Origin of the sequence: uncultured Aquitalea sp. (genome assembly GCF_945957525.1) — a bacterium.
Classification (GTDB): Bacteria; Pseudomonadota; Gammaproteobacteria; order Burkholderiales; family Chromobacteriaceae; genus Aquitalea.
In genome coordinates this window covers 37,710-64,556 of the sequence record NZ_CAMFLA010000003.1, presented here as the reverse complement: position 1 = coordinate 64,556, position 26,847 = coordinate 37,710, and the positions used below count along the sequence as shown (strand labels likewise).

At 60.2% G+C, this 26,847-nt stretch carries 24 protein-coding genes and 1 pseudogene; 7 read left to right on the top strand and 18 right to left on the bottom strand.

The window, feature by feature from the left end; all coding sequences use genetic code 11:
- Positions 1-138: 138 nt before the first annotated feature.
- The 8 genes from ispH to Q0P52_RS03575 all read right to left on the bottom strand — a co-directional run bounded on the left by ispH (position 139) and on the right by Q0P52_RS03575 (position 9,348).
- Entirely contained in the window at positions 139-1,065 is a 927-nt protein-coding gene (ispH, locus tag Q0P52_RS03610) for a 4-hydroxy-3-methylbut-2-enyl diphosphate reductase (protein WP_293813655.1), read from the bottom strand.
- 61 nt (positions 1,066-1,126) lie between these two features.
- Positions 1,127-1,630 (bottom strand): signal peptidase II, encoded by a 504-nt coding sequence (lspA, locus tag Q0P52_RS03605; RefSeq protein WP_293764091.1) that lies wholly within the window; start codon positions 1,628-1,630, stop codon positions 1,127-1,129.
- Between the two features lie 53 nt (positions 1,631-1,683).
- On the bottom strand, positions 1,684-4,470 hold the full coding sequence (ileS, locus tag Q0P52_RS03600) for an isoleucine--tRNA ligase (protein ID WP_293764088.1): 2,787 nt from the start codon (positions 4,468-4,470) through the stop codon (positions 1,684-1,686).
- Positions 4,467-5,402 (bottom strand): bifunctional riboflavin kinase/FAD synthetase, encoded by a 936-nt coding sequence (locus tag Q0P52_RS03595; protein ID WP_293764085.1) that lies wholly within the window; start codon positions 5,400-5,402, stop codon positions 4,467-4,469. The genes ileS and Q0P52_RS03595 overlap by 4 nt, the downstream gene beginning before the upstream one ends.
- Positions 5,403-5,539: 137 nt before the next feature.
- Positions 5,540-6,214: an OmpA family protein gene (locus tag Q0P52_RS03590; RefSeq protein ID WP_293764083.1), complete on the bottom strand. Its 675-nt coding sequence runs from the start codon at positions 6,212-6,214 to the stop codon at positions 5,540-5,542.
- A 235-nt stretch (positions 6,215-6,449) separates the two neighbouring features.
- On the bottom strand, positions 6,450-6,962 hold the full coding sequence (locus tag Q0P52_RS03585; protein ID WP_293764081.1) for a DUF934 domain-containing protein: 513 nt from the start codon (positions 6,960-6,962) through the stop codon (positions 6,450-6,452).
- Positions 6,946-8,604 (bottom strand): nitrite/sulfite reductase, encoded by a 1,659-nt coding sequence (locus tag Q0P52_RS03580; RefSeq protein ID WP_293764079.1) that lies wholly within the window; start codon positions 8,602-8,604, stop codon positions 6,946-6,948. The genes Q0P52_RS03585 and Q0P52_RS03580 overlap by 17 nt, the downstream gene beginning before the upstream one ends.
- 39 nt (positions 8,605-8,643) lie before the next feature.
- Positions 8,644-9,348, bottom strand: coding sequence for a phosphoadenylyl-sulfate reductase (locus Q0P52_RS03575; RefSeq protein WP_293764077.1), 705 nt, complete (start codon positions 9,346-9,348; stop codon positions 8,644-8,646).
- Between the two features lie 114 nt (positions 9,349-9,462).
- Between Q0P52_RS03575 and cysB the strand changes: the two genes are divergently transcribed.
- Positions 9,463-10,407, top strand: a complete 945-nt coding sequence (gene cysB, locus Q0P52_RS03570; protein WP_293764075.1) for an HTH-type transcriptional regulator CysB — start codon at positions 9,463-9,465, stop codon at positions 10,405-10,407.
- Positions 10,408-10,475: 68 nt separating this feature from the next.
- Here cysB and fabG read toward each other — a convergent pair whose 3' ends face one another.
- Together fabG and Q0P52_RS03560 are read right to left on the bottom strand one after the other, a co-directional pair.
- The gene (fabG, locus tag Q0P52_RS03565; protein WP_293764073.1) at positions 10,476-11,216 is read right to left on the bottom strand and encodes a 3-oxoacyl-ACP reductase FabG; all 741 of its coding nucleotides are present in this window, start codon (positions 11,214-11,216) and stop codon (positions 10,476-10,478) included.
- Between the two features lie 270 nt (positions 11,217-11,486).
- The gene (locus tag Q0P52_RS03560) at positions 11,487-13,118 is read right to left on the bottom strand and encodes an ABC-F family ATPase (RefSeq protein WP_293764071.1); all 1,632 of its coding nucleotides are present in this window, start codon (positions 13,116-13,118) and stop codon (positions 11,487-11,489) included.
- 173 nt (positions 13,119-13,291) lie between these two features.
- On the opposite strand from Q0P52_RS03560, the gene dapA reads away from it, so the two are divergent.
- Positions 13,292-14,167 carry a 4-hydroxy-tetrahydrodipicolinate synthase gene (gene dapA / locus Q0P52_RS03555; protein WP_293764069.1) on the top strand — a complete coding sequence of 292 codons (876 nt, stop codon included), beginning with the start codon at positions 13,292-13,294 and terminating at the stop codon, positions 14,165-14,167.
- A gap of 23 nt (positions 14,168-14,190) precedes the next feature.
- Positions 14,191-15,327, top strand: a complete 1,137-nt coding sequence (gene bamC / locus Q0P52_RS03550) for an outer membrane protein assembly factor BamC (RefSeq protein ID WP_293764067.1) — start codon at positions 14,191-14,193, stop codon at positions 15,325-15,327.
- Between the two features lie 149 nt (positions 15,328-15,476).
- Here bamC and Q0P52_RS03545 read toward each other — a convergent pair whose 3' ends face one another.
- Both Q0P52_RS03545 and Q0P52_RS03540 read right to left on the bottom strand, forming a co-directional pair.
- Positions 15,477-15,692: a hypothetical protein gene (locus Q0P52_RS03545; RefSeq protein WP_293764065.1), complete on the bottom strand. Its 216-nt coding sequence runs from the start codon at positions 15,690-15,692 to the stop codon at positions 15,477-15,479.
- Positions 15,693-15,956: 264 nt separating this feature from the next.
- Complete coding sequence (locus tag Q0P52_RS03540) at positions 15,957-17,090, bottom strand: cupin domain-containing protein (protein ID WP_293764063.1); 1,134 nt, start codon at positions 17,088-17,090, stop codon at positions 15,957-15,959.
- A 140-nt stretch (positions 17,091-17,230) separates the two neighbouring features.
- Between Q0P52_RS03540 and Q0P52_RS03535 the strand changes: the two genes are divergently transcribed.
- Positions 17,231-17,710 (top strand): peptidylprolyl isomerase, encoded by a 480-nt coding sequence (locus tag Q0P52_RS03535; protein ID WP_293764060.1) that lies wholly within the window; start codon positions 17,231-17,233, stop codon positions 17,708-17,710.
- Between the two features lie 25 nt (positions 17,711-17,735).
- On the opposite strand, the gene Q0P52_RS03530 is transcribed toward Q0P52_RS03535, so the two are convergent.
- From Q0P52_RS03530 to Q0P52_RS03505, 6 genes and pseudogenes are all read right to left on the bottom strand, one after another.
- Complete coding sequence (locus tag Q0P52_RS03530; protein ID WP_293764058.1) at positions 17,736-18,500, bottom strand: phosphatase PAP2 family protein; 765 nt, start codon at positions 18,498-18,500, stop codon at positions 17,736-17,738.
- Positions 18,487-19,314: a peptide chain release factor N(5)-glutamine methyltransferase gene (prmC, locus tag Q0P52_RS03525; protein WP_293764101.1), complete on the bottom strand. Its 828-nt coding sequence runs from the start codon at positions 19,312-19,314 to the stop codon at positions 18,487-18,489. Before prmC ends, Q0P52_RS03530 begins: the two co-directional genes overlap by 14 nt.
- 6 nt (positions 19,315-19,320) lie before the next feature.
- Positions 19,321-20,595: pseudogene (gene mgtE / locus Q0P52_RS03520) on the bottom strand (magnesium transporter); the annotation flags it as partial.
- 354 nt (positions 20,596-20,949) lie between these two features.
- A complete protein-coding gene (gene mtgA / locus Q0P52_RS03515) occupies positions 20,950-21,633 on the bottom strand; it encodes a monofunctional biosynthetic peptidoglycan transglycosylase (RefSeq protein ID WP_293764054.1) in 684 nt (227 codons plus the stop codon).
- 3 nt (positions 21,634-21,636) lie between these two features.
- Positions 21,637-22,458, bottom strand: a complete 822-nt coding sequence (gene aroE, locus Q0P52_RS03510; protein ID WP_293764052.1) for a shikimate dehydrogenase — start codon at positions 22,456-22,458, stop codon at positions 21,637-21,639.
- A gap of 129 nt (positions 22,459-22,587) precedes the next feature.
- Positions 22,588-23,040, bottom strand: a complete 453-nt coding sequence (locus tag Q0P52_RS03505) for a rhodanese-like domain-containing protein (protein ID WP_293764051.1) — start codon at positions 23,038-23,040, stop codon at positions 22,588-22,590.
- A gap of 279 nt (positions 23,041-23,319) precedes the next feature.
- Here Q0P52_RS03505 and glnA point away from each other — a divergent pair, with 279 nt between their 5' ends.
- From glnA to glnL, 3 genes are all read left to right on the top strand, one after another.
- Positions 23,320-24,738 (top strand): type I glutamate--ammonia ligase, encoded by a 1,419-nt coding sequence (gene glnA, locus Q0P52_RS03500; protein WP_293764049.1) that lies wholly within the window; start codon positions 23,320-23,322, stop codon positions 24,736-24,738.
- A 163-nt stretch (positions 24,739-24,901) separates the two neighbouring features.
- Positions 24,902-25,384, top strand: a complete 483-nt coding sequence (locus Q0P52_RS03495) for a DUF4124 domain-containing protein (protein WP_293764047.1) — start codon at positions 24,902-24,904, stop codon at positions 25,382-25,384.
- Positions 25,385-25,779: 395 nt separating this feature from the next.
- The gene (gene glnL / locus Q0P52_RS03490; protein ID WP_293764045.1) at positions 25,780-26,835 is read left to right on the top strand and encodes a nitrogen regulation protein NR(II); all 1,056 of its coding nucleotides are present in this window, start codon (positions 25,780-25,782) and stop codon (positions 26,833-26,835) included.
- The last annotated feature ends 12 nt before the right edge of the window (positions 26,836-26,847 follow it).

The window sequence follows — 26,847 nt, the reverse complement described above, 5'->3', positions numbered from 1 at the left end:
GGTTGGTGACGATGAGCAGAAAGTAGGGCCGGCCGTTTGCTTTTCAAGCCCCTGTGCGCAAGATGGGTTCCATTCGGCATGACAAAAAACAAAAAGCCCCGCTTGCGCGGGGCTTTCGGCCAACAGGAGGCGCAACAATCAGCGCAATGCCGGCGGCAGGGCGAAGACGGTAGACTCCTCTACGCCATCCAGCTCCGCCACGCTTTGGGCACCATAAACCCGAATCTGCTCGATCACGGCCTGCACCAGCACTTCCGGCGCGCTGGCGCCGGCCGTCACGCCGACCCGGCTCTTGCCATCGAACCATTCCGCTTTCAGCAAGCTGGCGTTGTCCACCATATAGGCGTCCACGCCGCGCAGGGCGGCCACTTCGCGCAGCCGGTTGGAGTTGGAGCTGTTGGGCGAGCCCACCACCACGATGATGTCGCACTGGTCGGACAGGGCCTTCACGGCATCCTGGCGGTTCTGCGTGGCATAACAGATGTCGTCCTTCTTCGGGCTGCTGATGGCCGGGAAGCGGGCTTTCAGGGCCTCGATGATGTCGCGCGTTTCATCCACCGACAACGTGGTCTGGCTGACATAGGACAGCGCTTCGGGGTTGTTCACTTGCAAACCGGCCACATCCGCCACGCTCTCCACCAGGTACATGCCACTCTCCACCTGACCCATGGTGCCTTCCACCTCGGGGTGGCCTGCGTGGCCGATCATGATGATTTCCATGCCCGCCTTGTGCATGCGCTTCACTTCCACATGTACCTTGGTCACCAGCGGACAGGTGGCGTCAAACACGCGCAGGCCAAGCGCTTCGGCTTCTTCGCGCACCGACAGCGGCACGCCGTGCGCAGAGTACACCAGCGTACTGCCGGCCGGCACATCCTTGAGCTCTTCAATGAAGATGGCGCCCTTGTCGCGCAGGCCTTCCACCACAAAGCGGTTGTGCACCACTTCATGGCGAACATAAATCGGCGCGCCGTACAGCTCGATGGCGCGCTCGACGATGGCGATGGCCCGGTCCACGCCGGCGCAGAAGCCGCGCGGGTTGGCGAGCATGATGGTCTTCGTCATCTGGTATTCCTTGCTGGGATGAGGTTGGCCGAAGGGCTTCGGCCAACCTTGATGGGATGCGTCAGCGCGCGGCGGGCTTCTTCATGCTGTCCAGCACCATCAATACGGCACCGACGCAGATAAAGGAATCCGCCAGATTGAACGCCGGGTAGTACCACTGGTTGTAGTAGTGCACCTGGATGAAGTCGATGACATGGCCGTGAATCAGCCGGTCAATCACATTGCCGATGGCCCCGCCCATGATGAAGCTGGCCGCCACGCTCATCATCAGCGTGAACCGGCCTTTGATGAGGTTCCAGCCCAAATAGCCGGAAACCCCGAAAGCCAGCAAGGTGAACAGGTGTTTTTGCCAACCGCCGGCGCTGGCAAGAAAACTGAACGCCGCACCCGGGTTGTACAGCAGGGTGAATCCGAAGTAGCCCGGAATCACTTCCCGCATTTCGGCAAACTGGTATTCGCCATTGAAGTAAATCTTGCTTAGCTGGTCCAGCGCGATGACCAGCACGGCCACCGCAAACCACTTCACCCAGCCGCTTTGCGTCGGCGCGCTCATTACGGATTCCATTACGTTGTCTTCCCGCCCCGCCCTGCCAGCAAGCCGGCCGGGCGGGGTGTCTGTCAGGCGTGCAGTCGCTGCTCGCCTTTGCCGTCGATATTGTCGACACAGCGGCCGCAAACGGCGCCGTGCCCGGCATGGGACCCGACATCGGCGCGATAGTGCCAGCAACGATCGCATTTTTCATGCGCGGACGGCGTCACCGCGATACGGGTTTCGCTGCCCTCGCTGACCGTGGCGCGGGAGACGATCAGCACGAACTTGAGATCATCGCCCAGGCTGGCCAGATGCTGATACAGCGCGCCATCGGCGCTGATATCCAATTCGGCCTGCAGCGAGGAGCCCAGCTTGTCGGCGCTGCGCAACTCTTCAATCTGCTTGTTCACCTGCGAGCGGAAAGCGCGGATGGCCTCCCACTTGGCGGACAACAGCTCTTCATTGCCGGCCGGCAGGCTCGGGTACTCGTGCCAGGTATGGAACAGCGTGGATTCTTCATCGCTGCGGGTCAGCACTTCCCAAGCTTCGTCCGCCGTGAAGCACAACACCGGCGCAATCAGCAGCAGCAGACCGCGCGTGATGTGGTACAGCGCGGTCTGGGCGCTGCGACGGGCGCGGCTGTCGGCCTTGGTGGTGTACAGACGGTCCTTGATGATGTCCAGATAGAAAGCACCCAGATCCTCGGAGCAGTAAGTCACCACTTCCTGCATGGCATGGTGGAAGGCATAGCGGGTGTAGAGATCGCCCGTTACCTTCTCCTGCATGCGACGCGCCATCAACAGCGCGTACTGGTCCAGCTCGGCCAGCTCGTGGAAAGGCACGGCATTGTCCAGCGGATCGAAGTCCGACAGGTTGGCCAACAGGAAACGCAGGGTGTTGCGCAGGCGGCGATAGCTTTCGGTCACGCGCTTGAGAATCTCGTCCGAGATGGCCAGTTCGCCGGAATAATCGGTCGAAGCCACCCACAGGCGCAGAATGTCGGCGCCCAGGCTGTCGTTCACCTTCTGCGGCGCTACCACATTGCCCTTGGACTTGGACATCTTCAGGCCCTTGCCGTCTACCACGAAACCGTGGGTCAGCAATTGCTTGTACGGCGCGCGGCCGATGGTGGCGCAACCGGTCAGCAAGGAGGACTGGAACCAGCCGCGATGCTGGTCCGACCCTTCCAGGTACAGGTCGGCCGGCCAGGCCAGTTCCGGGCGCTGCTTGAGCACGGCGAAATGGGTGGAACCAGAGTCGAACCACACGTCCAGCGTGTCAGTCAGCTTGCGGTATTGCTCGGCTTCGTCGCCCAGCAGTTCCTTGGCGTCCAGACTGAACCAGGCCTCGATGCCCTGCTGCTCGATGCGCAGCGCCACTTCTTCCAGCAACTGTGCCGAACGCGGATGCAGTTCACCGCTTTCCTTGTGCACAAAGAAAGTCATCGGTACACCCCAGTTGCGCTGGCGGGAAACGCACCAGTCAGGGCGATTGCCGATCATGGCTTCGAGACGCGCGCGCCCCCAGGCCGGGAAAAATTCGGTAGCGTCCACGGCGCTGTTGGCGCGGTCGCGCAGGCTGTCGCCGCCCTTGCCCACCTTGTCCATGCCGATGAACCACTGCGCGGTGGCGCGGAAGATGATGGGCGTCTTGTGGCGCCAGCAGTGCGGATAGCTGTGCATCAGGCGAGCCTGATGAATCAGGGTGCCGGCGGCGTCCAGCGTCTCGATCACTTTCGGATTGGCTTCCCATACCGACAAACCGGCAAACAACTCGGTAGTGGATTTGTAGCGGCCATTGTCAGCTACCGGATTGTCGATCGGCAGCTTGTAAACCTGACCCGCCTGGAAGTCTTCCAGACCGTGCGCCGGCGCTGTGTGCACCAAGCCGGTACCTGCGTCGGTGGTGACGTGATCGCCGCAGATGATGGGCACCTGACGGCTGTAGAAGGGATGTTGCAGCTGCAGCAGTTCCAGTTGCTCGCCCGTGGTTTCGCCCAGCACGGTCAGCGTGTCGAAACCGTAACGCTGCATGGCCGCTTCGGCCAACTCCTTGGCCAGAATCAGCTTGCCCTTGGGCGTATCCACCAGCTGGTAAGCCAGCGTGGCGCTGACAGCCACCGCCTGGTTGGCCGGCAAGGTCCACGGCGTCGTGGTCCAGATTACCGCCATGGCACCCTCGACAGCATCGGAACTCAGGCCAAAGGCCGCCGCCAGCTTGTCGATATCCAACACCCGGAAGCCAACGTCGATGGCCGGGGAGTTCTTGTCTTCGTACTCCACCTCGGCCTCTGCCAGAGCGGAACCGCATTCGATACACCAGTGCACCGGCTTCTCGCCCTTGAACAGGAAGCCGTTTTCATACACTTTGCCGAGGGTACGGACGATGTCGGCCTCGGTCTTGAATTCCATGGTGAGATAGGGATTTTCCCAATCGCCCAGCACGCCAAGACGCACAAAGTCCTTCTTCTGGCGCGCTACTTGCTCTTTGGCGTATTCACGGCACAACTCGCGAAACTTGGCGGCGGGGATATCCTTGCCATGCAGCTTTTCCACCATCAGTTCGATGGGCAGACCGTGGCAGTCCCAGCCCGGCACATAGGGCGCGTCAAAGCCCGACAGCGTCTTGGAACGGACGATGATGTCCTTCAGCACCTTGTTCACGGCATGGCCGATGTGGATATCGCCGTTGGCGTACGGCGGGCCGTCATGCAGGATGAACTTGGGGCGGCCGGCGGCCAGTTTGCGCACTTTGTCGTAGCGCTTCTGTTCCTGCCAGCGCTTCACCCAGGCCGGTTCGCGTTTGGCCAGATCCCCTCGCATGGCGAACGGGGTATCCAGCAGGTTGACGGTTTTACGGTAATCGATGCTCATGCCTGCTCTCGCTGCAAACTGGTCAAATAGGTTCTGGCGCTGGCGGCGTCTTTCTCAATCTGCGCCACCAACGCAGTCAAATCGTCATAGCGCTCTTCATCGCGCAGTTTTTTCAGGAAGTGCACGGTGACTCGATGGCCGTAAATGTCGGCGGCGAAATCAAACAAATGCACCTCCAGTTTGTAATCAGGCGTATCGCTGACGGTGGGGTTCAGCCCCAGACTGGCGACGCCGCCGCGCAAGCGCCCGGCAACCTCCACCTGCACCACAAACACGCCTTGCAAAGCCGGCTTCAAATGCGGCAAATGGATGTTGGCCGTAGGAAAACCGATCGTGCGTCCCAGCTTGCGCCCATGCACCACGCGGCCAGACAACCGATAGTCTCGACCCAGCAAGGCGGCAGCGCCATCCAGATCACCCATCGCCAGTCGTTCGCGCACCAAGGTGCTCGACGCCCGCTCGCCCTGCACCAACACGGAAGGCATTGCCTCCGTGACAAAATGCGGGCAACGCGTCAACAAGTTGAAATCACCCTTGCGCGCGGCGCCAAACTGGAAGTCATCGCCAATCAACAAGTAGCGGGTCTTCAGATCACGCACCAGCACATCATTGATGAAATTCTCAGCGCTCATCGCGGCAAAGCCATGATTGAATCGATGGACAAACACGTAGTCCACCAACGCCTGCTCCTGTAGATAGGACAGTTTGTCCCGCAAAGTGGACAAGCGCGCCGGCGGATTGCCCCGGGCGAAAAATTCCCGTGGATGCGGCTCGAAAGTCAGCAGCGCCGTCGGCAGATTGCGCGCAGAAGCCTCATCCCGCAAGCGTTGCAGAATGTGCTGATGGCCAAGATGCACACCATCGAAGTTGCCGATCGTCAGCGCACAGCCTGACAAACCGAATCGACGCGGATCTCCTAGAAAAACCTGCATTGCCTGCCCAGCATCCTGAAAACCTTCGATTGTAGCCGCCAGCCCGGCTTAGCGTCCAGCCAGCTGAAAATCCTCGAGAAAACAAAAAAGCCCCACAAACGTGGGGCTTTTTCTCGGAAGTTCCGATCAGGCAGCAATTACTGCTTGATGGTTTCCTTGACTGCGTCGATAACCACTTCAACGCGACGATCCGGCTCGATGCAAGCCTTGATTTCAGCGTTTTGCTTCTTGTTCTTGGCGTATTTCGGGAACTTGGCCTTGCACTCGTCGGACATCTTGGCTTCAGCCTTGCCCTTGCCTACGGCAGCAACCTTCTCGGCCGGCACGCCAGCGTTCACGAAGTATTCCTTCACAGCATCAGCACGCTTCTGGGACAGAGCGTTGTTGTACTTGTCGGAACCCAGGAAGTCGGTGTAACCGTCGATTTCAACACCGTTCAGGTAACCCTTGCCTTGGTGAGCCTTCAGCTTCTCAACCAGCGGATCCAGTTCGTTCTTGGCGTCCGGACGCAGGGTGGCCTTGTCGAAGTTGAACAGAACCTTGGCGGACAGCGTTACTTTTTCCTTAACAGCAACCGGAGCCGGCTTGGCGACTTCAGCTACCGGAGCCGGCTTGGCGGCTTCGCGGTCGCCACACTCAACCAGGCCATCCTTGGCCTTGTCGAAGTACGTGGTTTTCCAGCATTCGTTGTAGTTATTGCGAACAACGTTGTCGGTAGCCTGATCGGCGGTGTAGCCCGGCTTGGCAGCGAACGCGCTAGCGGAAACCAGCAGAGCAGCAACCAGGGCGCTCAGTTTCAGCTGTTTAGTCATGTTATTCCCTCTTTCTATGAATCGGTATTGATGCGGTTGACGCAAACACCACACGGTCAATTCTACTGCAAACAACAGGGTAAGCGCCAAACTGTGTTTATGCAGTTAACGGGCACTATAGGAATGCGCCATTGCAGTGTCAACACAGCGCAACAGCCTTAACAAGAGTACTGTTGCAAAAAAACATCACAAATTAATCAAAAATGGGCTCAGCTGTATCATGCGCACAACACTATCACACCAGTGTTACACGGCGACGAAACAGCGGCACCGGCTCGCGGTGAGTCGCCTGGTAACGTTCCGTGAAAGTGTGATAACCATTCAGAGCGGAATCAATACCTTTGCCATCCTTGATTTCAAAGGCATCGAAGCCAACCTGCCACAGATAGTGCAGAAGGTCACTCCAGACATCGCCAAGCGCGCGAAGTTCCCCTTGGTAGCCGTATCTTTCCCGCAACAGACGCCCGATGCTGTAACCACGGCCGTCGGTGAAGGCCGGAAAGTCCACCGCAATCAAGGGCAAACCAGTCAGTTGCCCTGCCAGCGCGGCCGGATCGTCATCCGGCGCCAGCCAGACGCCTGTCTTGCCGGCGCGCTCCTGCCAGGCGGCCTTGTCGGACAGCCACATGGACAAGGGTACGATCACGTCCACATCATCGGCCACGGCGGGCCAGACACCCTCCTCGTCCGGGCGGAGCACGCTCCAGCTGTCGGCCACAACCTGCCCTTGCTTAATGATGCTTCGCATAGACGCGCTCCTTGAAGGGGTCCAAACCGATGCGGCGGACGGTGTCGATAAAAGGCTCGCCCTGCAGTCGCTGCTCGACGAAAACGCTCATGATTTTCTGGAATGCCACCGGTACGTCGGCCTGGGCGAAAGACGGCCCGATGACCTTGCCGATGGTGGTATGACTGCCCTGGCTGCCGCCAAGGGTGATCTGGTACCACTCTTCGCCGTTCTTATCCACGCCGAGGATGCCGATATTGCCGATATGGTGATGACCGCAGGCATTCATGCAGCCTGAGAAGTTGCAATCGATGTCGCCCAGATCGAACAGATAGTCCAGATCGTCGAACGTCCGCTGGATGGCTTCCGCCACCGGAATAGAACGGGCGTTGGCCAGGCTGCAAAAGTCGCCGCCCGGGCAGCAGATGATGTCGGTGAGCAAGCCGATATTGGGCGTGGCGAAGCCTTGCGCCTTGGCCAATTGCCACAATTCGAAGAGATCACGCTCGCGCACGTCGGGCAGGATGAGGTTCTGCTCGTGCGCTACGCGCAGCTCGCCATAGCCGAAACGATCAGCCCAGTCGGCGGCGGCCTCCATTTGCTCGGCAGTAATGTCGCCCGGCGGCACGCCGGTTTTCTTCAGCGACAGCACTACGGAACGGTAGCCCGGCTGGCGATGTTCACGGGTATTGCGAGCTACCCAGCGCGAAAAAGCGGCGTCTTCGGCCAACCTGGCGGCAAATTCGACCGGGTTGGCGGGCAAGACATCGTAGGCCGGCGCAGTGAAAAAGCTGGCGTAATGCGCTACGTCCTCATCTCGCAAGGTAGCCGGGCCATCTTTCAGATGCGTCCACTCGTCTTCCACCTTGGCGGCGAAAGCTTCAACCGTCATGGCCTTCACGAGAATCTTGATGCGGGCCTTGTATTTGTTGTCGCGGCGACCAAAGCGGTTGTATACGCGCAGCACGGCATCCAGATAGGTGAGCAGATGGCGGGTCGGCAAGAAAGCCTTCACCACCTCACCCACCATCGGCGTGCGCCCCAGACCGCCGCCAACGATCACTTTGAAGCCTACTTCACCCGCCTCGTTGCGCACCACATGCAGTCCGACATCATGCACTTGGCTGGCGGCGCGATCCTGCACGCTGCCAGAGACAGCAATCTTGAACTTGCGCGGCAGGAAAGCGAATTCCGGATGCAGCGTGCTCCACTGGCGGATGATTTCGCAATAGGCGCGCGGGTCGATCAGCTCGTCCGCGGCTACGCCGGCGAAGGCGTCGGTGGTGGTGTTGCGCACGCAGTTGCCGGAAGTCTGGATGGCGTGCATCTCCACTTCGGCCAACTCGGCGAGAATGTCCGGCACGCGGGACAATTCCGGCCAGTTGAACTGGATGTTCTGCCGCGTGGTGAGGTGGCCATAGCCACGGTCATAGGTGCGAGCGATGCCGGCCAGCTTGCGCAACTGCACGCTGGACAGATGGCCGTAAGGAATGGCGACGCGCAGCATGGGCGCGTGGCGCTGGACATACAGGCCGTTCATCAGGCGCAGCGGGCGGAATTCATCTTCGCTCAGCTCGCCGGCGAGATAGCGGCGGGTCTGATCGCGAAACTGCTCGACGCGTTCGCGCACGATGCGGTGATCTATTTCGTCATAACGGTACATGGCGGTGGGTCCTTGAGCTTGGCCGAAACGCGGCCAGCCTTATTGCGGGCGCTTGAGCGGGCTGGCCTTGACGTGCAGCCCGCATTCTTTGGATTCGGGATTCTCCCACCACCAGCGTCCGGCGCGCACATCCTCTCCCACCGTAATGGCTCGAGTACAGGGGGCGCAGCCGATGGAAGGGTAGCGGCGATCGTGCAACGCGTTGTAGGGCACGCCGCGCTCGCGGATGTAGGCCCAGACATCGGTCTCGGTCCAGTCGATCAAGGGATTGAACTTCATCAGGCCGTTGTCGGCGTCAAACTCACGATCGGCCAGATCCTGCCTTGTGGGCGATTGCTCACGCCGCAAACCGGTAATCCAGGCGGAGCGTCCCGCCAGCGCGCGCTTGAGCGGTTCGATCTTGCGGATATGGCAACAGGACTTGCGCAGCTCCACGCTCCGATAGAAAGCGTTGACGCCATGTGCGTTGACATAGGCCTCGGTGGCGGCGGTATCCGGAAAATATACTTTCACCGGTACGGCCGGGTAGTGTTCACCCACTTGCTGCATCAGTTCGTAGGTTTCCGCCGGCAGACGACCGGTATCCAGGCTGAACACTTGCAACGGCAGGACGAGACGGGCGATCAAGTCGGTCAGCACCATGTCTTCCGCGCCGTAGCTGTTGGCCAGCGCGGCATCCGGGTGCGCCGCCGCGATCTCTTTCAACAAGGCTTCGGTCGCGGCGAGTTTTGCTTCTAGGCTCATCGAGCGCTCCAGTGGGATTGAGGCATTGGGCATCATCCTACCCAACGGTCTTATAAACCTAAAAGAATATTGTGTTAGTATTTAATGACTATAGGTTTTAAGAAAGCTCTTGGGATGAAACTGCAACAACTGCGCTATCTGGTGGAAGTGGCCCGTCAGGGGCTGAATGTTTCCGAGGCGGCGGAGAAGCTGCACACCTCGCAGCCCGGCATTTCCAAGCAGATCCGGCTGTTGGAGGACGAACTGGGCATTCAGGTGTTCATCCGCAATGGCAAGCGCGTAGTATCGGTGTCCGAGCCCGGCAAGGAGGTGCTGCGCATTTCCGAGCGCATTCTGCGCGAGGCGCAAAACCTCAAACGGGTGGGCGATGAGTTCTCCCGCGAGTCAGAGGGTGCGCTGACCATCGCCACCACGCACACGCAAGCGCGTTACGCCCTGCCGCCCACCATCGCCGAGTTCGTCAAGCGCTACCCCAAGGTGCGCCTGTCCATCAAGCAAGGCAGTCCGACGCAAATCTGCGAAATGGTAGTGTCCGGGGAAGCCGATCTTGCCATCGCCACCGAGGGCATCGCTCTTTATAAAGAGCTGGCCATGCTGCCCTGCTATGAATGGAACCGCTCGATAGTCGCGCCGGAAGGCCACCCGCTGCTGGCTCTGGATCGACCCATCACGCTGGCGGATATCGCTTCGCATCCCATCATCACTTACGATTTCGCCTTTGCCGGCCGCTCCAAGATCAACAAAGCCTTCGCCGACGCCGGCCTGAGCCCCAATGTGGTGCTCACCGCCATCGACACCGACGTGATCAAAACCTACGTCACCCTGGGACTGGGCATCGGCATCATCGCCACCATGGCCTTTGAACCGGTGCGCGACAGCGCCTTGCGCTGCATCGACGCCGGTCATCTGTTCGAGCCCTCCACCACCAAGATCGGCATCCGCAAGGATGCTTATCTACGCGGCTTTGCCTATACTTTTGTGGAGTTGTTCGCGCCGCATCTGCACCGCCGGGAAGTGGACGCCGCCCTGCTAGCGCACGATCCGGACGCCGACGAGTAAGCCCCGCTGGCGCGGGCATGAAAAACGCCCCGCATTGCGGGGCGTTGTCTTTCGGCCAACCTCGTTGATTACAGGGTCAGGCCGCCGGTTACTTCGATGGCGGCGCCATTGATGTAGCTAGCCTCGTCGGACGCGAGGAAGGCGTACACATTGGCGATTTCAGTCGGATCAGCCATGCGCTTCATCGGCACCTTGTCTTCCATGGCCTGGATCACTTTTTCCGGCATGGATTTCAGGATGGGCGTAGCAACAAAGCCCGGACATACCGCGTTGGCGCGAATGCCCTTCTTACCCAGCTCCTTGGCCCAGGTCTTGACGAAGCCGATCACGCCGAACTTGGTGGCGGCATAGTTGGTCTGGCCGAAGTTGCCGTACACGCCCACCACGGAAGAAGCGTTCAGGATCACGCCGCTACCCTGCTCCACCATGGTATCCACCACGGCGCGGGCACAGTTGTAAACACCCTTCAGATTGATGTCGATCACCTTGTCGAACTGGTCTTCGGTCATCTTGATCAGCTGGGCATCCATCACGATACCGGCATTGTTCACCAGCACGTCGATGCGGCCGAAGCGGGTTTTCAGGTCGCCAACCATATCGGCGATCTGGCCCTTGTCGGTCACGTTCACCAGATAGCCGACGGCCTCGCCGCCCAGCGCCTTCAGCTCTTCAACCACGGCGTTGACCGCATCGATGTTGAGATCGCACACGGCGACGATGGCGCCTTCCTTGATGAACTTCTCCGCAGTCGCCTTGCCGATGCCGCTGGCACCGCCAGTGATGATGGAGACTTTCCCTTTCAATCGCATGGTTCTTCCTTCATTAACTTGAGGTTGCAGGCAACCCGATCACGGGTCGACCTAGGGCTCCACCATCGACCCTTCCGAGATCAAGTCCCTGTTCTGTAAGTGTTATTGTTATGGGCACTGCCAAAGAAAACGGGAGCATCGCGCGCTATGATTTTGCATTGCAACACGATGTCGCACTGCAATATAGCGCACCTGCTCCCATGGGTAAAGCAATGGCTCTAGCCCGCTATCCGCGGTGCAACATCGCCGACGCAAGCCAGGCCAAGGGGCTTATTCCAGGCCCTTGCTGGCGAGGTAATCCTCGTAATTGCCGGTGTAGTAGTCGTAACCGCCGTTGCCGTCCAGTTCCAGCACGTGGGTGGCTAGCGAGCTGACGAACTGGCGATCGTGCGAGACGAACACCAGCGTACCCTTGTACTTTTCCAGCGCCATGTTCAGGGATTCGATCGATTCCATGTCCATGTGGTTGGTCGGTTCATCCATGATCATCACGTTGGGCTTTTGCAGGATCAGCTTGCCGTACAGCATGCGACCCTTTTCACCCCCGGACAGCACGCGCACCGGCTTGCCCACTTCGTCGCCGCCAAACAGCAGGCGGCCCAGCGTGCCGCGGATGACTTGCTCGTCGTCGCCTTCCTGACCCCACTCGCGCATCCACTCGGTCAGCGTCATGTCGGAATCGAAGTCGGCTTCATGATCCTGGGCGAAGTAGCCGATCTGCGCCTTCTCCGCCCACTTGATCACACCGCGGTCCGCGGTGAGGCCTTCGGCGTAGGCCGGCTCGAAGGCGCCCGCCAGCAGCTTGACCAAGGAAGTTTTACCCGCGCCGTTGGGACCGATCACGGCCAGACGCGCGCCGGCCTCCAGAATCAGGTTCAGATCCTTGAACAGCACCTTGTTGTCGTAAGCCTTGCACAGGCCTTCCACTTCCACCGCCTGGCGGTGCAGCTTGAACCGGTCATCCATCTCGAAACGGATGAAGGGGTTTTGCCGGCTGGACGGCTTCACCTCCACCATCTCGGCTTTCAGCTTGTCCACCTGCTTCAGACGGGAGGTGGCCTGGCGGGCCTTGGACTTGTTGGCCGAGAAGCGGGCCACGAATTCCTGCAGCTCTTGGATGCGTTCCTTGGCCTTGCTGTTGGACGACAACTGGCGCTCGCGCGCCTGCGCGGAAGCGATCATGTAGTCGTCGTAATTACCCGGGTAGATACGGATGGTGTTGTAGTCCAGATCCGCCATGTGGGTGCAGACCGAGTTCAGGAAGTGACGGTCGTGCGAAATGATGATCATGGTGGAGTTGCGCTCGTTGAGCACGTGTTCCAGCCAGCGGATGGTGTTGATGTCCAAGTTGTTGGTGGGTTCGTCCAGCAACAGGATGTCCGGATTGGAGAACAGGGCCTGCGCCAGCAACACGCGTAGCTTCCAGCCCGGGGCCACTTCGCTCATCGGACCAAAGTGCTGCTCAACCGGAATGCCCACGCCCATCAGCAGCTCGCCGGCGCGCGCTTCGGCGGTGTAACCGTCGTATTCGGCAAACTTGGCCTCCAACTCGGCCGCGTGCATGTAATCTTCTTCGGTTGCTTCCAGGTTGGCGTAGATAGCATCGCGCTCGCTCATCGCGGCCCACATCTCGGTGTGGCCCATCATCACCACATCAATCACGCGCTGCTCTTCGTAAGCGAACTGATCCTGACGCAGCTTGCCCAGACGCAGGCCGTTCTCGATGGCGACTTCGCCCCCGGTCTGCTCCAGATCGCCACCCAGAATCTTCATGAAAGTGGATTTGCCGGAACCGTTGGCGCCGATCAGGCCATAACGGTTGCCTTCGCCAAATTTGACGGAAACCTTCTCGAACAAAGGCTTCACGCCAAACTGCATGGTAATGTTGCTTGTCGTAATCACGCTTGTGGATCCTTCAGCCAATCAGCCGCAAGTATCGGTAAAAACTGGAGATTCTATCACAGCCGGGCGACAATCCGCAGGCCGCCCCCCGTATCCGCGACACGCTTTTGACCGCAAGGGGAATTCCGCTACAATCAGGGACTTTGAATCTCCATCCTTATATAGGCTGAACTATGCTTACCGGTAGCTTGGTTGCCCTGGTCACCCCGATGTTTGAAGACGGTCGGGTAGACTTCGAATCCCTCAACCGCCTGGTTGATTTCCACATTGACAACGGCACCAGCGGCATCGTCGCGGTGGGCACCACCGGCGAATCCGCCACGCTGGCCGTTGACGAACACGTCGCCGTGGTGGAAGCCGTCATCAAACAGGCCAAGGGTCGCGTCAAAGTGATCGCAGGCACCGGCGCCAACTCCACCGCTGAAGCCATCGAACTGGCCCGCCACGCCAAGGACACCGGCGCAGACATGACCCTGTCCGTCGTGCCCTACTACAACAAACCGACCCAGGAAGGCATGTACCGCCACTTCCGCGCCATTGCCGAATCCGTGGATATCCCGGTGATTCTTTACAATGTGCCGGGCCGTACGGTTGCCGACATGAACAACGATACCGTGCTGCGTCTTGCCGCGGTGCCGGGCATCATCGGCCTCAAGGACGCCACCGGCGACATCGGCCGTGCTTGCGACCTGATCCGTCGCGCACCCAAAGATTTCGCACTCTACTCCGGCGACGACGCCACCGGCATGGCTTTCATGCTGTGCGGCGGCAATGGCGTGATCTCCGTCACCACCAACGTTGCCCCCAAGCTGATGAGCCAGATGTGCGACGCCGCGCTCGCCGGCAACGCCAAGCTGGCTCGCGAACTCAACGACAAGCTGCAAGGTCTGCACAAACACCTGTTTGCCGAACCCAACCCGATTCCGGCCAAATGGGTACTGAACCAACTGGGTCTGATCCCCGCCGGTATCCGTCTGCCGCTGCACACCATGTCCGACAGCCTGGCGCCTGTATTGAACAGCGCCATGAAGCAGGCGGAACTTATCTAACCCCTGCACAATAGGGAGCAAGCATGAAACGAAGCGCGCCCGTCGCGATTCTGCTGGCCACCGGCATCCTTGCCGGCTGCAGCACTTCCAATCCGCTGGAAAAAAAGCTGGATTACAAAACCGACGCCCCCAAGATCGCCAACTCGCTGGAAGTCCCACCGGATCTGACCGCACCGGATATCCGCAACAAGTACACCATTCCACAGGGCAGCAGCTCCGCAATGGAAGTGAACGGCCAGAAACAGGCCGTACCCGCCCAAGCCGCCAGCAGCGGCGATGTGGCGCTGAGCCAGCTTGGCAACGTCAACATGGAGCGCGCCGGCACCCAGCGCTGGCTGGTAGTGAACGGTAAGAATCCGGAAGAGCTGTGGCCGGTACTCAAAGCCTTCTGGCAGGAAAACGGTTTCGTCATCAAGACCGAAGAACCCGACCTTGGCATCATGGAAACCGACTGGGCGGAAAACCGCGCCAAGCTACCCGCCGACGGCGTACGCAAGCTAATGGAAACCGTGGGCCTGGGCAGCGTCTATTCCACCCCGGAGCGCGACAAGTTCCGCATCCGTCTGGAAAAAACCGCCAACGGCACCGAGGTATACTTCTCGCACCGCGGTCTGTACGAGACTTACATCAACGAAGGCAAGTCCGACACCATGTGGCAGCCTCGCCCGGTTGATCCGCAGTTGGAAGCCGAGTTGCTGGGTCGCTTCATGATTCGCTTGGGCATCTCCGAAGAGAAAGCCAAGGAGGCGCTGGCCAAGGCTTCGGTTGCTCCGGCCAAGGCCCAGGATCCGATCGTGGACGGCAAGCTGAACATCAACGACAGCTTCGACCGCGCATGGCGCCGCGTTGGCCTGGCGCTGGATCGCATCGGCCTGGTAGTCAATGATCGCGATCGCTCGCAAGGCATCTACTTCGTGAAGCCGGCCAAGAGCGAAACCGAGAAGGAAGATGGCGGCAGTTTCTGGTCCGGCCTCGCCTTCTGGAAGAGCAGCGACAGCAAGAATGGTTTGCCGAAAGCCACCGAGCCGGAATACCGCATCGTGGTCAAAGAACAAGCCAATGGCCAGTCCACGCTGGCCGTGCAAGACAAGCAAGGCAAGCAGCTCAACGACAGCTTCGCCAAAGCAGTGCTTGCCAAACTGCAGATCGAACTCCAGTAAGGGTCGACTGCAAAACGAAAAAGCCCGCGCATGCGGGCTTTTTTATTGTCGGCGCTTCTCATCAACAATCAACAGCAGAGAGCGTGCGCAAACGCCAGACAATAAAAAACCGGCCGAAGCCGGTTTTTATTGCTTGCAACAGTAATGAATTACTGAGCAGCGGAAGCAGCCGGAGCGGAAGCGTCAGCAGCCGGAGCGGAAGCGTCAGCAGCCGGAGCGGAAGCGTCAGCAGCCGGAGCGGAAGCGGCCGGAGCGGAAGCCTCAACAGCCGGAGCGGAAGCGTCAGCAGCCGGAGCTTCTTCTTTCTTACCGCAAGCGGACAGGGCAACGGCCAGCAGGGCAGCAACGAGGAGCGACTGTTTCATTTTTTCTTGACCTTTAAAGATAAGTTAACAAGACGTCAATTTAATCGCCCAAGCGTTTCAGAGCAACAACTGGGCGACTGAAATTCTTTCAGTGCGCAAATTGTATCACGAAAAAAATTGCTGTGTAGTGGGCTAGCGTCCAAAAAAAGCAAGCTAGTCCACAATCTGTTCTGCAGTGCAGCACACGAGCCGGAATAAGCGTTTCAACGCTATTTCAGCCCGTATGCAATCCTTACCGTGACTACATTTGAACAACTGATGTGGCTATTTTGCTACAGACTTGGCCGGATGCCAATATCCAGCAGTGTATCCGTCATACAGCGTACCCAATATCGACGCGGAAATGTCACCTGACGACAGCTTGCGGGTATTGGCGAATTGTTGCCATAGAGCAACATCGTCCGGTTCGGTTTCGAGAATTTCGCCATTGCAATAGAACATGCCGTCGCGGAACAGGATCAGGCTTTTGAGATCAAGCACTACCCCCCCCTCGGCAAGCGCTTCGGCAAACTCCTCTTCGTCCAGCTCATCATCCGGCGCGTCATAGAAGACATGCGGCTTCGGCTCGGTCAGGTAATGACCGAGGAAGTCGCTTACCGTATCGCGATCCCAGCTAATGCCCTTCAGCATGTCGGTGACCTTGTCGATCATCTCGTCACCGATGCGCGCCGGATCGTTCTGCAGCTTCAGGTCGGGATCGGCGTATACGCCATCCAGGCACAGGCGGTCTTGCAGATACACCAGGAACTGGGTAGCCAGTTCCTGCACCGGCGGCGCGCGGAAGCCGATCGAGTAAGTCATGCCCGGCTCCAGCGCCACGCCGTAGTGAGCGCACTTGGGCGGCAGATAGAGCATGTCGCCGTGTTCAAGCACGTACTCTTCCTCAACGCGGAAATCTTTCAGCACCCGGATCGGCGCATCCTCGATGAAGTCGTCGTCGTTCTGGGAGGAAATCTGCCAGCGCTTCTTGCCACCCACCTGCAGCAGGAACACATCGTACGCGTCGAAGTGCGGGCCAACCGTGCCGCCGGGGGGCGCGTAGCTGATCATCAGGTCATCAAGCCGCGCATAGGGAATGAAATTGAAACGCCACAGCAATTCATCGATATGCGGCAGATGCTGGTTTACGCCTTGCACCAGGATGGTCCAATCGGTTTCGCCCAGCTTGCGGAAGCGCGCCGGCCGGAACGGGCCTCGCTCCAAATGCCAGCGACCGTTGCGGTTTTCGATCAGGCGAGACTCGGCGTCTTCGCGCATGGCCAGTTCCGACAGCCACTTGAAATCGACGTGCGGTCCCACATCGGAGACAGCGCCGCGAATAAGAAAAGGCTTTTTATGCCAGTAGTCTTGCAGGAATTGTTCGGGGGTCAGCCCCCCCAGCAGGGTAAGCGGTTTCATGGCAGTTTAACGGGCTGATGCGCCCTTCTATGGTTTACAATACGTTGATGCGGTCACGCCGCGATTGCTACTTGCAGCCGAAGGAACACCCTGTGCTCCGTCCCTGTCAAGATTTTTCATCTCATCCCGGACAATCCCCGATGCAAATTGCCAAAGATACTGTTGTTACTCTCCACTACGAGATGTTTGACGCGGACAACAAACTCCTCGACAAGACCGAAGAACCGATCAGCTACCTGCACGGCGGCTACGACGGCATTTTCCCGCTGGTGGAAGAAGCCCTGCAAGGCAAAGCCGTTGGCGAATCCGTGGACGTGAAAATGACTTCCGACGACGCTTTCGGCGACCCGGAAGAAGAACTGATCCGCGTTGAGCCGCTGGACGTTTTCCCGGCCGATGTCGAAGTGGGCATGATGTTCGAAGCCGATGATCCGGAAACCGGCGACGTATTGCTGTTCCGCGTGACCGACATCGCCGACGGCAAGGCCGTGGTTGACGCCAACCACCCGCTGGCCGGTCTGAACATCCGCTTCGTGGCCAAAGTGGTGGAAGTTCGCGCCGCCACCGCTGATGAAATCACTCATGGTCACGCTCACGGCGAGCATGGCCATCACCACTAAGCCGCACTAACGGCCCACAGGGCCGTCAAGCGCGCCGTCGGCGCCATCGGCTGGCACCCGCCAGCAACACGATGGCGCCGATGCTCATTCTGACCCAGTACTCTTCGTGTAAAGCCGGCCGCAATGCCCAGCGAGCCAGCCCCGCCGCCAAGGCCAGCAAGGCCGCCGTTTGCACCCATTCCAATCGCCCCAGCAAGCAGACTGCCGACTTGTTCGCCATCATTGCCCAGCGACTCACGGCGTAGCCCAGTGCAGCCCCCGCCAGCACATCCAGCGGCCAATGCACGCCGATGGCCAGTCGCGACAACATCACCAGCCCAACCCCCAGCGCAAGCATGCCGCCCAGCGCCGCGCTCTTGCCGGCGCCATGCCAGATCATCACCGCCAGCGTAGTCGCAGCCATGGCATGACCAGAGGGGAAAGAGCCGTTCTTCGGCAAACCATCGAGCAAGATCACCTTGCCCGCGGGCAAAACCAAAGGCGGGCGCGGCACGGCGAAACCGGCTTTCAGCACAATGGCCAACAGAATGCCGGAGGCGCAAGCCGCCATCATGCCGGGCGCTTGCGCCGGATAGCGCCAGGACAAAGCCAGCGTGAGCGTGAGGATGGTTTGCCAGTCGCCGAAAACGCTGACCAGGCGCCACACGGCAGCCGGCAGGGCGCGGGCAGCCTCGTGCGCAGCCAGAAACAAGGACGCGTTCAGGCCGGCCAAGCCGATACCGATCGCCAACAGCGCCAGTATGGCCGCAGGCCAATAACCAAGCAGGCGAGCGATATCAAGGCGCGGCATCAGCCAGCGGCTTTCGGCCAACGGTGATGCGATCGAGGCCGGCCAGATCCAGCACGGTTTCCACCTCGCTCAGCCCTGTCGCCAGAAACAGCTCGCGTACCGCAGGGCCCTGATCATAGCCATGCTCTACCATCAGCCAACCGCCCGGCCGCAGCCGGGACGGCGCGCCGCCGGCGATCTCGCGCAGGCAATCCAACCCATCGGCTTCATCCGTCAGCGCCATGCGCGGCTCGAAGCGAACATCGCCCTCGCCCAGATGGTGGTCGTCGTGACGGATGTAGGGTGGATTGGAAGCAATGAGATCAAAGCAGGCTTCGGCCAACGGGGCGTACCAGCTGCCTTGGTGGAAGGCCACGTCGGCGCCCAGCGCCTCAGCATTGCCGCAGGCCACGGCCAGCGCCTCGGCGGAGAGGTCCACTGCCGACACCCGCCAGGCCGGCGCTTCCAAAGCAAGCGTCACGGCGATGGCTCCGCTGCCGGTGCCAAGGTCCACCACCTGCGCAGGCCCGCCGCCAAGGCGCGCCAACGCGGTTTCCACCAGATGTTCGGTCTCGGGGCGCGGTATCAGCACGGCGGGCGTGACGCGGAAAGGTCGGCCGAAGAACTCCCGCTCGCCAATCAGATAAGCCATGGGCTCACCAGCCAGGCGGCGCTCTGCCAGCGCGCAAAAACAGGCAGACTGCGTCTCCGAGAGCGTCAAATCCGGGTCTGCGATGATGCGGGCATGACTCAAACCGGCAACCGCGTGCTGCAACAGCATGCGGGCCTCCAGTCTGGGCAGCGGATAATGGCGCAAGGCCGCGTCAAGGGTCAGCATGGTTCAAAGCAGGAACAAGGTGGCAAGGCCAAGAAAAATGAAAAAACCGCCGGAATCGGTGCAGGCGGTAATCAGCACACTGGAGCCCAGCGCCGGGTCCTTGCCCAGCTTCTGCATCATGGTAGGAATCAGCACCCCCATGGTGGAAGCCAGCATCAGGTTCAGCGTCATGGCGGCCAGCATTACCATCCCCAGCGCGGCATTACCGTACAGCCACCAGGCGATGGCGCCAATGACGGAGCCCCACACCAGACCGTTGATGATGCTGACGCCCAATTCCTTGCGCCACAAACGCCAGGCCTGGGAGACCTGCATCTGTCCCATGGCCAGCGCGCGCACGATCATGGTGATGGTCTGATTCCCCGAGTTGCCGCCAATACCGGCGACGATGGGCATCAGCGCGGCCAGCGCTACCAGTTGCGAGATAGAGGTTTCAAACACGCCGATGACGCGCGAAGCGACAAAAGCAGTGCACAAATTGATGGCAAGCCAGGCCCAGCGGTTCTTTACCGAGTCGATCACCGGCGCAAACAGGTCTTCCTCTTCCTTCAAACCCGCCAGATTCAGTACCTCAGTGTCCGACTCCTCGCGCACCACATCCAGCATGTCGTTCACGGTCAGACGGCCGATCAGCGCGCCGCGCGCGTCCACCACCGGCGCGGTGACCAGGTCGTAGCGCTCGAATGCCTGCGCGGCGTCCACCGCCTCCTCTTCCGGGCGGAAGGACACCACCTCCGTAGCCATGATGTCCGTCACCAGCGCATCCGGATCAGCCACCAGCAGAGCCCGCAAAGGCAACACGCCGCAAAGCCGGCTGTGTTCATCCATCACGAAAATCTTGTCGGTTTGCTCCGGCAACTCGTCAAACCGGCGCAGGTAGCGCAGCACCACTTCGCAACTGACGTCGGCGCGGATGCGCACCAGATCAAAGTCCATCAGCGCGCCGACAGTACCCTCTTCATAGGAAAGGGCGGACATCAACTGGGTGCGCTGCTGCTCGTCCAGTTCCGCCATGACCTCGTACACCACCTGCCGCGGCAGATCGGGCGCGAGATCGGCCAGCTCCTCCGTATCCAGCTGGCTGACCGCAGCCACCAGCTCGTCCGGGCTCATCGCCTCGATCAGGCTTTCCCGCACCGCATCGGACACCTCCAGCAGGATGGCGCCGTCGCGCGAACCGCGCGTCAGCCCCCATACCAGCGTACGATCGTCCAGCGGCAAGGCCTCCAGAATGGCGGCCAGATCGGCCGGATGCAGAGAGTCGACGCGCAGGCGCAAGGCGTCCAGCACGTCGACATAGCCGCGGCTTTGTTCCTCATCGTCCGCGGGCGGCTCAGGCTGCTCGCGGTATGCGTCGATCAGCCGCTGAACCTCGGTGAGGCTTTCGGCCAACCTGTCTGTGGTCGGAATGCTGTCGATGACCGTCAAACACGACTCCTGCCGTCGCGGCTTGCCTGCAGGCGGAGTCCGGCGACGGAAATTATGGGTGAATGGGGTAACGGGCCGTTACAGGGTAACTGGGCAAGTCCATTGAAATGCCGCGCCAGGCAAGGCGCGGTGAGTGAAAATCAGGAGGGGGATTGTAACACGGGCCCGGACAGGGCAGCCACAGGCCGCCCTGTCCGGTGTGTTTCAGGGAAGATCAGCGTACGCCATGCGCCGCTGGATGATGCGGGTTTTCTTCATCAGGCCGGGTGCGTTGCGATGCTCATCGTAATAACGCGGATTGGGCACCATGGCGGCCAGCTTGGCGGCTTGCCCGGACGACAGTCTGGCGGCGCTGGTGCGGAAGTAATAACGGGCCGCCGCCTCTGCGCCGAATACGCCGTTGCCCCACTCGATCACATTGAGATAGATCTCGAAGATGCGGCGCTTGTCCATGGTTTTTTCCAGCATCACCGTAATGGCGGCCTCCTCCAGCTTGCGCCAGGGCGTTTTTTTGCTGGAGAGGAAAAGATTCTTGGCCAGTTGCTGACTGATGGTGGAGCCACCAGCAACAATGCGTCCTTGCTTGAGGTTTTTTTCGAATGCCGCTTCGATGCCGTCCCAGTCGAACCCTTCGTGATCGGCGAACTTGGCGTCCTCGGCGGCAATCAGCGCCCGCTTGAGGTTGGGCGAAATCTGACTGTAAGGCACCCACTTTTGCCGCAACTCGGCCTCCGGGTCATCCTCCTGCAGTTTGGCCAACTGTTCGTTCATGAAAGCGCTGGCCTCCGGATTATGATCGCGCCAGTAGACGATATGGCCGAAAATCCAGAGGTTATACAGCAGAATGGCGGCCGCGAGGGCCGCCAGAATCTTCAAGAAAAGGCGCATCGATCAGGCCAGCACTTCCCTGAGCATATTGGTCACCTTGCGGGTGTCGGGCTGGACGCCGCGCCAGATGTGGAAGGACTCGGCCGCCTGTTCCACCAGCATGCCGAGACCATCGGCCAGCATGCCGGCGTTTTCCGCCTGCGCGCGCTTGAGGAAAGGGGTCAGACCCTTGCTGTACACCATGTCGTACGCCAGCGTGCGGGCGGTGAATACACCCTCCGGCAGCGGCGGCAGCTCATTGTTGAGACTGGTGGAGGTGCCGTTGATGATGATGTCGAAAGTGCGGCCCTTCAGCTGTTCGTAGCCGCAAGCGCCCACTTCGCCCCAGGGCTTGAAGTGGTGGGCAATGGACTCAGCCTTGATCAGCGTGCGGTTGGCGATGGTGACGCTGGCCGGCTTCTGCTCGAGAATGGGTTCCAGCACGCCGCGCACTGCGCCGCCCGCGCCCAGGATCAGCACGTGATGGCCGGCGATGGGGAAGTCCAGGTTGTCGACGATGTCGCGCACCAGACCAACGCCGTCGGTGTTGTCGCCGAACACTTTGCCGTCGCGGAAGGTCAGGGTATTCACCGCCTCGGCGGCGCGGGCGCGTTCGGTCACTTCATGAGCAAACTTGTAGGCGTCGCCCTTGAACGGCAGGGTCACGTTGAGGCCCAGACCGCCGGCACGGACGAACTCGCTGACCACTTCGTTGAACTTGCCCACTTCGGCAAACAGCTTTTCGTAGGCGATGTCCTGATTGGTGGCGCGGGCGAACTCGCTATGGATGAACGGCGACTGGCTATGGGAGACGGGATTGCCGATGACGGCGTAACGGTTGCTCATGTTCAGCTTTCTTCTATTTCCTGTAATTCTTTCGCACACAGCGAAACTTCTGCTGAGACAGCACTTTGCCGTTAATTGTCATAAACATCAACCGGTCAATAAAGCTGTCATGACAGCAAGCGGCGACGCTCAGCCCTGCACCCAGGGCAAGCCGCGGGCTTTCCAGCCCGTCAGCAAGCCGCGATGCTCCTCGGCATTCTTGTCGCCTTCAAAGCCTTCCAGCACGTTGTAGGCGCGCTTATAGCCCGCCGCCGCCGCCGCTCGCGCAGCCTCGTCGGAACGCGCGCCGGAACGGCAAAGGAACAGCAACGTTTGTTCTTTGCCCGCCTGCGCCGTCAACTGCGCGATGAATTGCGGATTGGGCGCCATGCCGGGCCAGGTTTTCCATTCGATGCGCAGACCGCTCGGCACAAACCCGACAAACTGCCATTCCGCGGCGGAACGCACATCCACCAGCACAGCGTCAGTCAGCGTCTCCACGAGACGCCAGGCTTCTTGCGGCGTCATCGCGCCGGCGTAAGGCAGTTGCGCGGACTGCGCACGCAGCGCGGCGGCATTGAGGATGTCGGCGGAAGTTTGCATGCTGTCCATTCCTTGTAAAGTATCGCTGGCAAAGTTGATTGGGGCATTATCAGCCCCACCCCGGGATGGCGCAAATTCACTCATGCACCAACAGAGCGCACCAACTTGGCGCATTGATCCATTTTGGTGCAAGCAAAGCGGCTGGTTTCGTCGCCACCGGTGTGACACAATGGCTTATCAAGGATTTACAAGCTGGCACGCTTCATGCTTAATCGAGGCGTACCATCTTATATCAAGCAATCATTGCTTTTGATGCACGTTGCCTTTAGGAGAACACTCATGGCGGTAGCAGACGTAGTCAAGCTGATTCAAGAAAACGACGTCAAGTTCGTAGACCTGCGCTTCACCGACACTCGCGGCAAGGAACAGCACGTGACCATCCCGGCTCACGTTCTGCTGGAAGACGCCGACGAGTGGTTCGAACGCGGCCACGCTTTCGATGGCTCCTCCATCGCCGGCTGGAAAGGCATTCAGGCTTCCGACATGCTGCTGATGGCCGACCCGGCCACCGCCAAGATCGATCCGTTCTTCGACGAACCGACCGTATTCATGAGCTGTGACGTGATCGACCCGGCCGACGGCAAGGGCTACGACCGCGACCCGCGCTCCATCGCCAAGCGCGCTGAAGCCTATCTGAAGGCTTCCGGTGTGGGCGACACCGCTTTCTTCGGCCCGGAACCGGAATTCTTCGTGTTCGACAGCATCACCTGGGGCACCGACATGTCCGGCTGCTTCGTGAAGATCAAATCCGAAGAAGGCGCTTGGGCTTCCGCTGAAGAATTCGAAGGCGGCAACACCGGTCACCGTCCGGGTATCAAGGGCGGCTACTTCCCGGTTCCGCCGGTCGACTCCGCACAAGACCTGCGCTCCGCCATGGTGCTGCTGCTGGAAGAACTGGGCGTGCCGGTTGAAGTGCACCACCACGAAGTGGCCACCGCCGGCCAAATGGAAATCGGCACCAAGTTCAGCACGCTGACCCAGCGCGCCGACTGGACCCAGATCCTGAAGTATGTGGTGCAGAACGTGGCGCACAGCTACGGCAAAACCGCCACCTTCATGCCCAAGCCCATCGTTGGCGATAACGGCTCCGGCATGCACGTTCACCAGTCCATCTGGAAAGACGGCAAGAACCTGTTCGCAGGCGACGGCTACGCCGGCCTGTCTGAAACCGCCCTGTACTACATCGGCGGCATCATCAAGCACGCCAAGGCGCTGAACGCCATCACCAACCCGGGCACCAACTCCTACAAGCGACTGGTTCCGCACTACGAAGCTCCGGTGAAACTGGCCTACTCCGCCAAGAACCGTTCCGCCTCGATCCGTATTCCGCACGTGGCCAATCCGAAGGCCCGTCGTATCGAAGCCCGCTTCCCGGATCCGCTGGCCAACCCGTACCTGTGCTTCTCCGCGCTGCTGATGGCCGGCCTGGACGGCATCCAGAACAAGATCCACCCGGGCGATGCTTCCGACAAGAATCTGTACGATCTGCCGCCGGAAGAAGACAAGCTGATCCCGACCGTCTGCGCCAGCCTGGACGAAGCTCTGGCGGCCCTGGACGCGGACCGCGAGTTCCTGACCCGCGGCGGCGTGTTCTCCAATGACTGGATCGACGCCTACATCGAACTGAAGATGCAGGAAGTGAACCTGACCCGCATGACCACCCACCCGGTGGAATTCGCGATGTACTACAGCCTGTAATCATAAACAGGACACGACAGGAACCGGACGGCAGCCAAGGCTGCCGTCTTTTTTTGCCTTGTCCCGATGCAATGGCCGGATTACCATCTTCCCTGACGGGATGACCGCTTTTTGCTTATCATTGCTGAAACAGCCTACCTCCGCCCTACCAGACCGGACGATCATGAAAACCCTTGCTTTCTGCCTGTTGCTGAGCTTCGCGGCGGCCCATGCCGACACCGTCTACAAGATCGTGGACGAGAACGGCAACGTCACGTTCACCAACGTGCCGCCCGGCAAGGCATCCAACGCCAAGGCCATGAAGCTGCCACAACTGTCCACCTACAACGGCAAGGTGAAGGGCGCGTCCGCGGCCAAATCCGCTGCATCCTCCAGCCCGGATGGTTACCCCAGCGTCGCACCCGGCACACAGCGCCAGCGCGATGACGGCCGCCGCAAGATTCTGGAGCAGGAACTGGCCAACGAACGCAAGGCGCTGGCTGATGCGCAGAAGGCCTATACCGACGGCGCCGCCACCCGCAACGGCGATGAAACCCGCAATTATCAAAAATATCTCGACCGTGTGCAGAAGCTGAAAGACGCCGTCACCGATCGCCAGAAGAATATCGATGCACTGACCAAGGAACTGGGGCAGGCAGCACAGTAAGAACAGCATCACACCCCTGACGCTGCGTTACGCCTCCTTGCCGTACCCCAGTACGGCCTGCGTTGATGCTCCTTGCGTCAGCCGCGATACTGATTTTGTTAGCCGCTCCAGGCATTTCCCCGTTATTGCTGCGCGCTCGCGCCGGCTCGTCTTTTCGTTTCCGCCAGCGCGGCCCAAGCTTTTCTTCCCCACCCTCTCCTTGATATCTGGCCGCCCCGCCACGGACTGCGTGCGCCGGATAGCCGCATCCCGACATCGCATCGGCAGGCAGACCTCCCCACCACCGATAAAGCACCATAATGGTGCATACTATCAGCACCGTGCCGCATTTCGCGGCATGAAACATGGCCTGCTTATTGCTACTGGCATCAGGCAACCACTGCTTGCGGAGTCCCATGAATACCCCCAGCTTTGCCGGTCTGGAACTGTTGGACACCCCGGTGCTGATCACCCGGGCCGACGGTACGCTCGAATTCGCCAACCCCGCTTGTGAAAACCTGCTGGCCATAGGCCGGCGCGAGCTGCTGCGGCACACCCTGTTCGAGCTGTTTGAAGACAGCCCCGCCCTGCGTCAGGCGCTGACCACGGCCCTGCAGCACAGCTCCAGCTATATCGAGCATGATCTCGAACTGCGCGCGCAGCATAGTGAGCAGCCGCTGCACATCGCGCTATCGGTTACCCCGGTGGACGCAGAAAGCCAGCTGGCGCTGGTGGAGCTGCGCCCGCTGGACCAACAGCTGAAAATCGCCAACGAAGAGCGCCTGCTTCTGCAGCAACAGGCCAATCGCGAGCTGATCCGCAATCTGGCGCACGAAATCAAGAATCCGCTGGGCGGCATTCGCGGCGCGGCGCAACTGCTGGAACACGAGTTGGCCGAAAGGCCGGACCTGAAGGAATACACGGCGGTAATCCAGGAAGAGGCGTTGCGGCTGCAATCGCTGGTGGACCGCCTGCTGGCCCCGCATCGCCGCCATGTGCGCAGCGAGATCAATATCCATGAGGTGCTGGAACGGGTGCGCAGCGTGGTGCTGGCCGAATATCCGCATGGTCTCGTCATCTGGCGCGACTACGACACCAGCTTGCCGCAAATGGTGGCCGACAAGGAGCAGTTGATCCAGGTGGTGCTCAATCTGGTGAAAAACGCCGTTCAGGCGATGAAGGCCAAGGGCAGCATCACCCTGCGCACCCGCGTGGCCCGGCAAGTGACGCTGGCGCGCAAGCGCCACATGCTGGCACTGAAATTGCAAATCATCGATGACGGCCCGGGCATCCCGGACGAGATCAAGGATCACATTTTTTATCCGCTCGTCACCGGACGGGCGGAGGGCACCGGCCTGGGACTGACACTGGTCCAGGCTTATGTCCATCAGCATGGCGGCAGCATCGAGTTCGAGTCCCGGCCCGGACAAACCTGCTTCACCGTCCTGCTGCCGTTCAGCCACGAAGCCTGAGCGGACCATAAC

Coding starts and splice junctions, on each gene's coding strand:
- ileS (WP_293764088.1), bottom strand. CDS start 4,470: ATGAGCATCGATTACCGTAAAACCGTCAACCTGCTGGATACCCCGTTC.
- Q0P52_RS03590 (WP_293764083.1), bottom strand. CDS start 6,214: ATGACTAAACAGCTGAAACTGAGCGCCCTGGTTGCTGCTCTGCTGGTT.
- mtgA (WP_293764054.1), bottom strand. CDS start 21,633: ATGCGCCTTTTCTTGAAGATTCTGGCGGCCCTCGCGGCCGCCATTCTG.
- Q0P52_RS03545 (WP_293764065.1), bottom strand. CDS start 15,692: ATGAAACAGTCGCTCCTCGTTGCTGCCCTGCTGGCCGTTGCCCTGTCC.
- glnA (WP_293764049.1), top strand. CDS start 23,320: ATGGCGGTAGCAGACGTAGTCAAGCTGATTCAAGAAAACGACGTCAAG.
- fabG (WP_293764073.1), bottom strand. CDS start 11,216: ATGCGATTGAAAGGGAAAGTCTCCATCATCACTGGCGGTGCCAGCGGC.
- Q0P52_RS03595 (WP_293764085.1), bottom strand. CDS start 5,402: ATGCAGGTTTTTCTAGGAGATCCGCGTCGATTCGGTTTGTCAGGCTGT.
- dapA (WP_293764069.1), top strand. CDS start 13,292: ATGCTTACCGGTAGCTTGGTTGCCCTGGTCACCCCGATGTTTGAAGAC.
- Q0P52_RS03580 (WP_293764079.1), bottom strand. CDS start 8,604: ATGTACCGTTATGACGAAATAGATCACCGCATCGTGCGCGAACGCGTC.
- Q0P52_RS03575 (WP_293764077.1), bottom strand. CDS start 9,348: ATGAGCCTAGAAGCAAAACTCGCCGCGACCGAAGCCTTGTTGAAAGAG.
- ispH (WP_293813655.1), bottom strand. CDS start 1,065: ATGACGAAGACCATCATGCTCGCCAACCCGCGCGGCTTCTGCGCCGGC.
- Q0P52_RS03540 (WP_293764063.1), bottom strand. CDS start 17,090: ATGAAACCGCTTACCCTGCTGGGGGGGCTGACCCCCGAACAATTCCTG.
- Q0P52_RS03535 (WP_293764060.1), top strand. CDS start 17,231: ATGCAAATTGCCAAAGATACTGTTGTTACTCTCCACTACGAGATGTTT.
- lspA (WP_293764091.1), bottom strand. CDS start 1,630: ATGGAATCCGTAATGAGCGCGCCGACGCAAAGCGGCTGGGTGAAGTGG.
- Q0P52_RS03505 (WP_293764051.1), bottom strand. CDS start 23,040: ATGCAAACTTCCGCCGACATCCTCAATGCCGCCGCGCTGCGTGCGCAG.
- bamC (WP_293764067.1), top strand. CDS start 14,191: ATGAAACGAAGCGCGCCCGTCGCGATTCTGCTGGCCACCGGCATCCTT.
- aroE (WP_293764052.1), bottom strand. CDS start 22,458: ATGAGCAACCGTTACGCCGTCATCGGCAATCCCGTCTCCCATAGCCAG.
- glnL (WP_293764045.1), top strand. CDS start 25,780: ATGAATACCCCCAGCTTTGCCGGTCTGGAACTGTTGGACACCCCGGTG.
- cysB (WP_293764075.1), top strand. CDS start 9,463: ATGAAACTGCAACAACTGCGCTATCTGGTGGAAGTGGCCCGTCAGGGG.
- Q0P52_RS03530 (WP_293764058.1), bottom strand. CDS start 18,500: ATGCCGCGCCTTGATATCGCTCGCCTGCTTGGTTATTGGCCTGCGGCC.
- Q0P52_RS03495 (WP_293764047.1), top strand. CDS start 24,902: ATGAAAACCCTTGCTTTCTGCCTGTTGCTGAGCTTCGCGGCGGCCCAT.
- Q0P52_RS03585 (WP_293764081.1), bottom strand. CDS start 6,962: ATGCGAAGCATCATTAAGCAAGGGCAGGTTGTGGCCGACAGCTGGAGC.